At 72.4% G+C, this 10,612-nt stretch carries 7 protein-coding genes; 3 read left to right on the top strand and 4 right to left on the bottom strand.

What is annotated here, in order from left to right; translation table 11 throughout:
• Positions 1 to 1,265: heavy metal translocating P-type ATPase (locus JGS39_RS31255; RefSeq protein ID WP_219573110.1), on the bottom strand; the 1,265-nt coding region annotated here is incomplete at its 3' end.
• A gap of 249 nt (positions 1,266 to 1,514) precedes the next feature.
• On the opposite strand from JGS39_RS31255, the gene JGS39_RS31250 reads away from it, so the two are divergent.
• Both JGS39_RS31250 and JGS39_RS31245 read left to right on the top strand, forming a co-directional pair.
• Positions 1,515 to 2,204 carry a copper homeostasis protein CutC gene (locus JGS39_RS31250; RefSeq protein WP_219573109.1) on the top strand — a complete coding sequence of 230 codons (690 nt, stop codon included), beginning with the start codon at positions 1,515 to 1,517 and terminating at the stop codon, positions 2,202 to 2,204.
• A gap of 376 nt (positions 2,205 to 2,580) precedes the next feature.
• Positions 2,581 to 5,172, top strand: coding sequence for a glycoside hydrolase family 9 protein (locus JGS39_RS31245; RefSeq protein WP_308120814.1), 2,592 nt, complete (start codon positions 2,581 to 2,583; stop codon positions 5,170 to 5,172).
• 45 nt (positions 5,173 to 5,217) lie between these two features.
• Here JGS39_RS31245 and JGS39_RS31240 read toward each other — a convergent pair whose 3' ends face one another.
• Positions 5,218 to 7,290: a HelD family protein gene (locus JGS39_RS31240; protein ID WP_219573107.1), complete on the bottom strand. Its 2,073-nt coding sequence runs from the start codon at positions 7,288 to 7,290 to the stop codon at positions 5,218 to 5,220.
• A gap of 341 nt (positions 7,291 to 7,631) precedes the next feature.
• Between JGS39_RS31240 and JGS39_RS31235 the strand changes: the two genes are divergently transcribed.
• Complete coding sequence (locus JGS39_RS31235; protein WP_219573106.1) at positions 7,632 to 7,820, top strand: hypothetical protein; 189 nt, start codon at positions 7,632 to 7,634, stop codon at positions 7,818 to 7,820.
• 32 nt (positions 7,821 to 7,852) lie between these two features.
• Here JGS39_RS31235 and JGS39_RS31230 read toward each other — a convergent pair whose 3' ends face one another.
• On the bottom strand, positions 7,853 to 9,496 hold the full coding sequence (locus JGS39_RS31230; RefSeq protein WP_219573105.1) for a DNA repair helicase XPB: 1,644 nt from the start codon (positions 9,494 to 9,496) through the stop codon (positions 7,853 to 7,855).
• Between the two features lie 116 nt (positions 9,497 to 9,612).
• Positions 9,613 to 10,612: helicase C-terminal domain-containing protein (locus tag JGS39_RS31225; RefSeq protein ID WP_236065845.1), on the bottom strand; the 1,000-nt coding region annotated here is incomplete at its 5' end.

Raw genomic sequence — 10,612 nt, 5'->3', positions numbered from 1 at the left:
GTGGCGAGGCCCAGGGCGCACGGGCAGGCGATGATCAGTACGGCGACGGCGGCCGTGAACGCGGCCGTCAGGCCCTCCCCGCTGCCCAGCCAGAAGCCGAGCGTGCCGAGCGCGAGCGCGATCACGACGGGGACGAACACCGCCGAGATCCGGTCGGCCAGCCGCTGGGCCGCGGCCTTGCCGTTCTGCGCGTCCTCGACCAGCTTCGCCATCCGGGCCAGCTGGGTGTCGGCGCCGACCCGGGCCGCCTCGACGACGAGCCGGCCGCCCGCGTTCAGCGTCGCGCCGGTCACCGTGTCGCCGACCGTGACCTCGACGGGCACGGACTCACCGGTGAGCATCGACGCGTCCACCGCCGAACTGCCCTCCACCACAGTGCCGTCGGTCGCGATCTTCTCGCCCGGGCGGACCAGGAACCGGTCGCCGACCCGGAGATCCTCCGTGGCCACGGTGGCCTCACGGCCGTCGCGCAGGACGGTGACCTCCTTCGCTCCCAGTTCGAGCAGCGCCTTCAGCGCGGCGCCCGCCTTCCGCTTGGAACGGGCCTCGAAGTAGCGCCCGGCCAGGATGAACGCGGTGACGCCCGCGGCGGCCTCCAGGTAGATGTTCCCGGAGCCGTCGCCGCGGCCGATGGTCAGCTCGAAGGGGTGTGTCATGCCGGTCATGCCGGCGGTGCCGAAGAACAGCGCCCAGAGCGACCACAGGAACGCGGCCGAGGTGCCGACCGAGATCAGGGTGTCCATGGTGGCCGCGCCGTGCCGGGCGTTGGTCCACGCGGCGCGGTGGAAGGGCCAGGCGGCGTAGGTGACGACGGGGGCGGTGAGGGTGAGGGAGAGCCACTGCCAGTTGTCGAACTGGAGCGCCGGGATCATCGACATCGCGATCACCGGCACCGCGAGCAGGACCGCGGTGATCAGCCGCTGCCGCAGCGGGCGGAGCTCGTCCGCCCGGGCCGTCCCGCTGGGGGCGTCGCTGCCGCGTACCGGCGGGGCGGGCTCGTGCGCGGTGTAGCCGGTCTTCTCGACCGTGGCGATCAGGTCCTGGACGGAGACGTCCTCGCCCCGGTAGCTGACCCTGGCCTTCTCGGTGGCGTAGTTGACGGTGGCCTCGACCCCGTCCATCCGGTTGAGCTTCTTCTCGATACGGGCCGCGCACGAGGCACAGGTCATGCCGCCGATGGCGAGCTCGACCTCTGCGGCGACGCCGGTACCGGTGGGGCCACTGGGGGCAGTGGTGCCGGTGGTGGCTGCGGTCTGCGCGGACACGGGGGCCTCCTTCGATCGGTCGATTATACCCCCAGGGGGTATGCAGCGATGAATCAGGTATACCCCCTGCCCCTATGTGAACGCAAGGGTGATCTGCGAGGGAACCGCGGACCGCGCGCCTCCGGTCGGCGGCCGCGCGTCCGGTCTCGCGTATCTTCACGTTCGCGGTGAGGCTGCGCCCCCGGCCTACCGCCCCGTAGGCTGGCATTGGACTAGACCTATAGATGTTTTCTGGAGGATTGGGTTCCCATGAGCAACCGTGCAGTCCTGGAGGTGATCGCTCTCGACGCGGAGGACGCGGTCGCTGCCCAGGCGGGTGGTGCGGACCGGCTTGAGCTGGTCACCGACATGGCGGCGGACGGCCTCACCCCGTCCTGTGCGACGTTCGCGGCGATCCGCGCAGCGGTGGACATCCCGCTGCGGGTGATGCTCAGGGTGGCGGACGGCTTCGCGGCCGGCGACGTCGACGTGCTCGTCCGCAAGGCGCGCGAACTCCGGGCGGAGGGCGCGGACGAGTTCGTGCTCGGTTTCCTGGACGCGGACGGCCACCCCGACCTCGTCGCGGTCGAGCGGATCGTCGCCGAACTGGACGGCTGCAACTGGACGTTCCACCGTGCGATCGACCGCGCCGCCGACCGGGACGCGCTGCGCAAGTCTCTCGCCGACCTGCCGGGCCTGGACACCTACCTCACCGCGGGTTCGCCCGCCGGGGTGGACGACGGCATCCCCACGCTGATCGTCGAGGCGGCGCGCAAGGGTGAGCCGGGGTACGAGCCGCAGATCCTCGTGGGCGGCGGCCTGCGGCTGGAGCACCTGCCGGAGCTGCTGGGCGCGGGCATCGACGCCGTCCACATCGGCGGAGCGGCCCGGCCCGGCGGCTGGGCGGGGCCGGTGGACGTGGCGGCGGTACGGGAGTGGCGGGACGTGCTCGACGCGTAGGGGCTCTCGTTCGGATCGTGCCGGGCTCGCGGGGTCCGGCCTGATCCGAACGGAAGACCCCGGGGGCTTGCGCGTCCGGGGTGGCGGGGCGGGATGCCGGACACGGCAGCCCGCCCCCACCCGTTTCCGAGGGCGCCCGCAGGCTCGTGCTGTCACGACCCTGGCGCAACAAACACCCCGGGCTTCACAATGGCGACACGGCGGTGTGGGAACGCTCCCACGGCGCCTCCCCGGCAGCTTTCTCTGCTCATGGGAGCGTTCCCACCGCTCATCCGCCACGCCCTGGACCGTATTCGCGCCTATCGAAAGGCCCCCGGTGAACGCCTCTCCGCCCCCGTCCCCCACCGGTCGCGTCCGCGCCCGGCGCGGGCGCCGCGTGCTCGGCACGTTAGCCCTCACCGCCCTGTTCGGCGGTGTCCTCACCGCACCGGGCGCCGCCGCCGAGGATGCCGACCCGGCCCCGGAGCAGATCACCAACGGCGACTTCGCCGCCGGCACCGCGCCCTGGTGGTGGACCGCCAACACCGCCGCCGCCGTCACGGACGGCCGGCTCTGCACCGACGTACCGGCCGGAACGGCCAACCCGTGGGACGTGATCGTCGGCCAGAACGACATCCCGCTCGTCGCGGGGGAGACGTACAGCCTCACCTACACGGCCACGTCCACCACCCCGCTGTCCATCCACACCAATGTGCAGCTGGCCGTCGACCCGTGGACCACGGACCTCTCCTCCACCGATCAGATCGGCACCGAAGCGGTCCCCGTCACGCACTTCTTCACCGCGACCGCGGACCGCGACGCCGCCCAGCTCGCCTTCCAGATCGGCGGCAGCGACGAGGCGGCCACCTTCTGTCTCGACGACGTGTCCCTGCGCGGCGGCGCCGAACCGCCCGTGTACGTGCCCGACACCGGCTCGCGCGTCCGCGTCAACCAGGTCGGCTACCTTCCGCAGGGCCCCAAGGAAGGCACCCTGGTCACCGACGCGACCGAGCCCCTGCCCTGGACGCTCAGGGCCGCCGACGGATCGGCCGCCGCCACCGGCACCACCACCCCGGGCGGCGTCGACCCGACCTCCCGCCAGAACGTCCACACCTTCGACTTCGGCGACGTCACGACCGCCGGCGACGGGTACACCGTCGAGGCGGACGGGCAGGTCAGCGAGCCCTTCTCCATCGGGGCCGACCTCTACGACGCGCTGCGCGGCGACTCGCTCGCGTACTTCTACCAGAACCGCAGCGGCATCGAGATCGACGCGGACCTCGTCGGCGAGCAGTACGCGCGCCCTGCCGGACACCTGGACATCGCCCCCAACAAGGGCGACACGAACGTGCCCTGCCAGCCGGGCGTCTGCGACTACCGGCTCGATGTGCGGGGCGGCTGGTACGACGCCGGTGACCACGGCAAGTACGTCGTCAACGGCGGCATCGCTGTCGCCGAGCTGATGGACACGTACGAGCGGACCCTGACGGCCGACGGTGCCGAGTCCGCCGAACTCGGCGACGGCGCGCTGCGGGTGCCCGAGCACGGCAACGACGTGCCGGACATCCTCGACGAGGCGCGCTGGGAACTCGACTTCATGATGCGCATGCAGGTCCCGGCCGGGCAGCCGCTCGCCGGAATGGTCCACCACAAGATGCACGACGCCCAGTGGACCGGCCTGCCGCTGCTGCCCCATCTCGACCCCCAGCAGCGTGAGTTGCACCCGCCGTCCACCGCCGCGACCCTCAACCTGGCCGCCGCGGCAGCCCAGTGCGCCCGGCTCTACGCCCCGTACGACGCGGACTTCGCCGACCGGTGCCGTACCGCGGCCGAGACGGCGTGGACCGCGGCGAAGGCCCACCCGGACGTGCTCGCCGACCCCAACGACGGCACGGGCGGCGGCACCTACAGCGACAACGACGTCTCCGACGAGTTCTACTGGGCCGCAGCCGAACTCTTCACCACCACCGGCGACGACACCTACCGCCAGGCGCTCCTCGGCTCGCCGCTGCACGGCGACACCGACAAGGTCTTCCCGGCCGACGGCGGCATGTGGTGGGGCGGAACGGCCGGGCTCGGCGTCCTGACCCTCGCCACCGTCCCCAACGACCTCACCGCCGGCCAGCTGGCACAGGTCCGCACCGTGGTGACCACGGCCGCGGACCGCTACGCCGCCCAGACACGGGATCAGCTGTACGGCGTCCCGTACGCACCGGCCGGCCAGAACTACGCCTGGGGATCCAACAGCCAGGTGCTCAACAACATGATCGTGCTCGCCACCGCGGCCGACCTCACAGGGAAGGCCGGGTACCGCGACGCCGTACTGCGCGGCGCCGACTACCTCTTCGGGCGCAACCCGCTGAACCAGTCCTACGTCACCGGATACGGCGAGCGCAGCTCCCAGAACCAGCACCACCGGACCTGGGCGCACCAGAGCGACCCCGGCCTGCCCCACCCGCCGGCCGGCTCCCTGGCGGGCGGACCGAACCTCACCGCCCCCACCTCCGGCGACCCGGAGGCCGCGGCCAGGCTCAAGGGCTGCGCGGCGGCGATGTGCTACCTCGACGACATCGGCTCGTACGCCACCAACGAGGTCGCCATCAACTGGAACGCACCGCTGGCCTTCGTCGCCTCCTACCTGGACGACGCCGGTGACGGGGCGGGCCCGGCCCGCGCCTGCCGCGTCACGTACTCCTCGCACCCGTGGAGCACCGGCTCGACCACCACGGTCACGGTGAAGAACACCGGAACCCAGGCGCTCACCCCCTGGTCCCTGACCTGGCTGCTCCCGGGCGACCAGAAGCTCAGCCACACCTGGAGCGCCGAACTCGCCCAGTACGGGCGTACGGTCACCGCCGCCCCCCTGTCCTGGAACCGCACCCTCGCACCGGGCGCGGAGATCGACTTCGGGTTCAACAGCAGCGTCTCCGGGGCGGCCGCCGACCCGGGCACGGTCAAGCTGAACGGGAGGGCCTGCACGGCCGGCTGACCGGACACGGGGTGGGAGCGGATTGCCGCCCCCACCCCGTGCACGTCAGCCCAGCTCCTGTGGCAGCGGCGCCGCGTGAAGGACGATCAGCCCCGACACGGCACGGGTCAGCGCGACGTACAGCCGGCGCAGCCCCGTCCGCTCGTCGGGCTCGCCGTCCACCACCGCGGCCGGTTCGTCCAGCACCACGTAGTCGTACTCCAGGCCCTTCGCCAGCGATGCCGGGACCAGCGTCAGCCGGGACTCGGCGGTCGTCTCCTGGCCGGGGGAGAGGTAGCTGTGGCCCGCCGCGGTCAGCGCCTCGGCCAGTGCCGGAACGCGCGCGTCGGCGGCGATCAGACCGGTCGAACCCTCCTGCTCCAGAGACTCCGCACACGCCGCGACCACCGCCGCGTCCAGCGCGTCCGCACCCGTCACCTCCCTCACCGACAGCGAACCGGGCGACTCACGTACCGACTCCACCGCCGCGAGGCCGGGCGAGATCACCGGCAGCAGCCTGGAGGCGTACGCGATCACCTCGCGCGGCACACGGAAGCCCGCCGTCAGCTCCTCCACGAGCGCGTCCGACTTCCCCAGATGGTGCAGCGCCTGCTCCCAGCTCTGCGTCGACCACGGCGTCGTGCCCTGCGCCAGGTCCCCGAGCACGGTCGCCGAACCGGTCGAGCACCGCCGGCCCACGGCCCGGTACTGCATGGGCGACAGGTCCTGGGCCTCGTCGATGACGACATGGCCGAGCGAGTGCGTACGCGCCACCAGATCATTCGCCTCGTCGATCAGCACCGCGTCCGCCGCCGACCACTTCGCCGCCTTCACGCTCCGGGCCGGCTTGGTCCACAGGATCGTCTTCTGCTCGTCCTCGCTCAGCAGCCCGTCCGCGTGCGCGGCCAGGAACTCCGGATCCGACAGCAGCCGCAGCACCAGCTTCGACGGGTCGACCGCCGGCCAGGCCGCCTTCACCGCGGCCTTCACCGCCGGGGTGCGCGCCACCGCGTTCTGCACCCGGTCGTCGGGCGCCTCGCCCGCCTCCTCCATCCGCACCAGCACGGCGTGCGCGATGCGCTGCGGAAGCGCCTCGTGCGCGGCCCCGTACCGCATGTCCCGGGCCAGCAGCTCCTTGACCATCTCCTCGATCTCGTACGCCGGGACCCGCCAGCGCCGCGACCCGCGCACCACCATGACCGGCTCCGCCGGCATCGTCACGTGCGAACGGATCGCCCTGCGCAACACCTCGGCCATCCGGGCGTCGCCCTTCACCACGGCAGCCCGCGCCTCGTCCGTGGACCGGACCTCGACCTGCGCCGTCACCAGGTCGTCGACCGTCGCCTGCTTCACCTCCAGCTCACCGAGAGCCGGCAGCACCTGCTCGATGTAGTGCAGGAACGACTTGTTCGGCCCGATGACGAGCGTCCCGGTGCGGGCGAGGCGCTCGCGGTGCGCGTACAGCAGATACGCGACCCGGTGCAGGCCGACGGCCGTCTTCCCGGTGCCGGGCCCGCCCTGCACACACACGGTGCCGCCGAGGTCGCTGCGGACGATCTCGTCCTGCTCGGGCTGGATCGTCGCGACGATGTCACGCATCGGGCCGACACGGGGCCGCTCGATCTCCGTCTGGAGGAGCTTGCTCGTCTGCGCCGCCTCGGAGGGGTCGGTGAGGTGCTCGTCCTCGTACGCGGTCAGCTCGCCGCCCGTGTAGCCGAAGCGGCGCCGCTGACCGACGTCGAGCGGGTCCTTCCGGGACGCCCGGTAGAACGGCTGGGAGACCGGCGCACGCCAGTCGATGACCATCGGGTCACCGTCGGCGTCGTGGACGTGGCGGCGCCCGATGTAGAACTGCTCGCCCTCCGCACCCTCGGCCTGCGCCGCACCCACCACATGGAGGTAGTCCAGCCGCCCGAAGAACAGCGGGGTGTGGGAGAGGTCGGCGAGCGACTTGATGCGGTCGGCGATCTGGGCCTGCAGTACTGCGGCGTTCACCCAGTTCGCCGTGACATCGCGGATGTTCAGGGCCTGGGCGTCCTCACGCATGGCGCGCAGGGCCGCGCGCGAGGCGGAGAGATGGGCGCGCTCATGGGCGAGAGGGTCGGTGGTGGTGTCGCTTTCGTGTTCGTGCGCGGGCACGGTGTTGCCTCCGGCATTCAACGCAGGACGGCGGACCGCACCGAGGGGCCTGCTCGGGGGCGATGCGGTCCGCTCGGGATCGATTACTGGCTGTCGGCCGGTTTCCGTCCGGTCGGCGGCGCTCCCCCGGCTGCCGGCGCACGTCCCAGGGACGGCCGGTACCACGGTGCGGGAGGCGGGCAGACCGGCGATTGTATCGACCGCTCCCGTCCGGCGCGAACGAATATCGCGCCGTCCATCCCGTAGGGGACGGCATGCGACCCCAGAGGTAGACGCGCGACCGCGGGCTTCAGCCTCCGGACCGACGCGGCGGCGCACCCGTCCGGAGCACCATGGAAGACATGAGCACCGTCACCCTGAACCCGCGAAGGACCGGCCCCGCGCACGGCGCGACCGCGGCCACCGGTCACCACCACAGCCACCGCGCCGGGGACGCGCTGCGTGCCGTCAAGGTCTATGTACGGGCCGCGTTCGGCGTCGTCGTCCTAGGCGAGTACGCGGAGGAGGCGGGCGTCCGCCGTACGCGCTGAGCGCACGACGGCCCCCGCCCCTCCCCGGTCCGTCAGCTGTCAGACAGCAGTTCGTCCGCGTCCACGATCCGGTACGCGTAGCCCTGCTCCGCCAGGAAACGCTGGCGGTGCGCCGCGAAGTCCTGGTCGATCGTGTCGCGCGCGACCACCGAGTAGAACCGCGCCTCGTGCCCGTCCGCCTTCGGCCGCAGCACCCGGCCCAGCCGCTGCGCCTCCTCCTGACGCGAACCGAACGTGCCCGACACCTGAATGGCGACGGTGGCCTCCGGCAGGTCGATCGAGAAGTTCGCGACCTTCGACACGACCAGCACGCTGATCTCGCCCTCCCGGAAGGCGCCGAACAGCTTCTCGCGCTGGGCGTTACTGGTCTCGCCCTTGATCACCGGGGCGTCCAGATGTTCACCCAGCTCGTCGAGCTGGTCGATGTACTGCCCGATCACCAGCGTCTGCTCGCCCTGGTGCTTGCGCACCAGCGCCTCGGTGACCTTCCGCTTCGTCGCGGTCGTCGCGCAGAACCGGTACTTCTCCTCCGCCTCGGCGGTGGCGTACGCGAGCCGCTCCGAGTCCGTCAGATTGACCCGTACCTCGACGCAGTCGGCGGGCGCGATGTAGCCCTGCGCCTCGATCTCCTTCCACGGGGCGTCGAACCGCTTGGGCCCGATCAGCGAGAAGACGTCCGACTCGCGGCCGTCCTCCCGCACGAGCGTCGCCGTGAGCCCGAGCCGGCGCCGCGCCTGGAGATCCGCGGTGAACTTGAAGACGGGCGCGGGCAGCAGATGCACCTCGTCGTAGATCACGAGCCCCCAGTCGCGGGAGTCGAACAGCTCCAGGTGCGGGTAGACGCCCTTCCTGCGGGTCGTCAGCACCTGGTACGTGGCGATGGTGACCGGGCGGATCTCCTTGCGCGTACCGCTGTACTCGCCGATCTCCTCCTCGGTCAGCGACGTCCGCTTCACCAGCTCGTGCTTCCACTGCCGGGCCGAGACGGTGTTCGTGACCAGGATCAGCGTGGTCGCCTTGGCCTGCGCCATCGCGCCCGCCCCGACCAGGGTCTTCCCGGCACCGCACGGCAGCACGACGACTCCGGACCCGCCGTGCCAGAAGCCCTCGACGGCCTGCTGCTGGTAGGGCCGCAGCGCCCAGCCGTTCTCGTCCAGGTCGATCGGGTGCGCCTCGCCGTCCACGTACCCGGCGAGGTCCTCGGCGGGCCAGCCCAGCTTCAGCAGCGTCTGCTTGACCTGCCCGCGCTCGGACGGGTGCACGGCCACGGTGTCCGGGTCGATCCGGGCCCCGACCAGCGGCTGGACCTTCTTCGACCGGAGGATCTCCTCCAGGACCGGCCGGTCCGTGGAGGTCAGCACCAGCCCGTGCACCGGGTGCTTGGAGAGCGTGAGGCGGCCGTACCGGTCCATCGTCTCGGCGATGTCGACGAGCAGCGCGTGCGGTACGGGGTAACGCGAGTACTTCACGAGCGCGTCGACGACCTGCTCGGCGTCGTGCCCTGCGGCTCGGGCGTTCCACAGCCCCAGCGGGGTCAGCCGGTAGGTGTGGATGTGCTCGGGTGCACGCTCCAGCTCCGCGAAGGGGGCGATCACCCGACGGCAGGCGTCGGCCTGCTCGTGGTCGACTTCGAGGAGCAGCGTCTTGTCGCTCTGGACGATGAGGGGTCCGGTCACGCGCTTCGGCCCTTTCTGCGGGGCCGCCCGGCCCTTTCTGCGGGGCCGCCCGGAGGCGGCGGGTTGGCCAAACCTCCAGTGTGCCGTATGTGGGGGCGGGGCGTTCCTGCGCGTGGTCACGTCTGGTCGTCCGCGAGTTCCGCGACGCCCGTGATCCGGTGGAGGGGGTACGTGCGGACCTCGTCCGCCGTGTGGTCGTACGCGGTGACGTAGCCGCCCTCGACGCGGACCGGGGCGATCACGCGCTGGCTGGCGGCGCCCTCCGCGTTGACGTAGCCGATCCAGATCGCCGAGCCCGTCATCGCCGCGGCCTGGACGGTGACCAGGGTCTCGGCGGAGGTCGTACGGGGCAGGGCACCCGCCGCGGACGCGGAGGGCCCGGTCTCCTTGTGGACGACCGTCGCCGCCGTGTCCCCGGCCCGGATCGCCCGGACCGCCGCCCCGAGGAGGGTCGGGTCGGGCAGCGGCGGCCCCTCGGGCACGGGCACGGGGGCCGTGCGCGGCGGTGTGCGGACGGCGCCGGCGCGGGTGATCAGGACATCGCCCTCGGCGGACTCCGCGGCGGGCGCGTACCCCATCTCGCGCAGGCCGTCGAGGAGCGACGCCGGGTCGATCTGGGCGGCCAGGGCCGTGGGGGCGAGCCGGCGCAGCCGCAGGGTCGCGGAGCGCTTGTCCGCGAGGATCTCGTTGAGCACGGCCTCGTCGTCGCAGCGCACGTACGAGGAGGCGGCGCCGATCCGCAGATGGCCGTGGCGGCGGGACACGTCGTCGATGAGGTAGCTGAGGGGCTGCGGCACCGGCGTGCGGCTGTGCGCGGCGAGGAAGGCGTGCAGGTCGGCGGCGGACTGCCCGGCATCCAGGGCGCGGCGTACGGAGCCGGGGGTGAAGCGGTAGACCGTCGCGCCGCCCTTCGACTCGATGTCCGCGAGGGCGGAGAGCATGTCGGCGAGAGGGCGTTCCAGCGGGCCGGGGGCGACGGCCGTCAGGTCGGCCTGGAGCAGGACGTGGTCGAGGGGCTCCGGGATGAGCGGGGCGAGCCGGGCGGCGCCCTCGCCTCGCAGACCCGTGCCCTGCTCTCCGGCGGACGCGCCGAGGCCGCCGCCCGGCTCGCCCCGC

This window comes from Streptomyces poriferorum, assembly GCF_019399235.1.
Classification (GTDB): Bacteria; Actinomycetota; Actinomycetes; order Streptomycetales; family Streptomycetaceae; genus Streptomyces; species Streptomyces poriferorum.
The sequence above is the reverse complement of the archived record's forward strand: the minus strand, read 5'-3'. Positions and strand labels throughout refer to the sequence as shown.

Coding starts and splice junctions, on each gene's coding strand:
- JGS39_RS31250 (WP_219573109.1), top strand. CDS start 1,515: ATGAGCAACCGTGCAGTCCTGGAGGTGATCGCTCTCGACGCGGAGGAC.
- JGS39_RS31235 (WP_219573106.1), top strand. CDS start 7,632: ATGAGCACCGTCACCCTGAACCCGCGAAGGACCGGCCCCGCGCACGGC.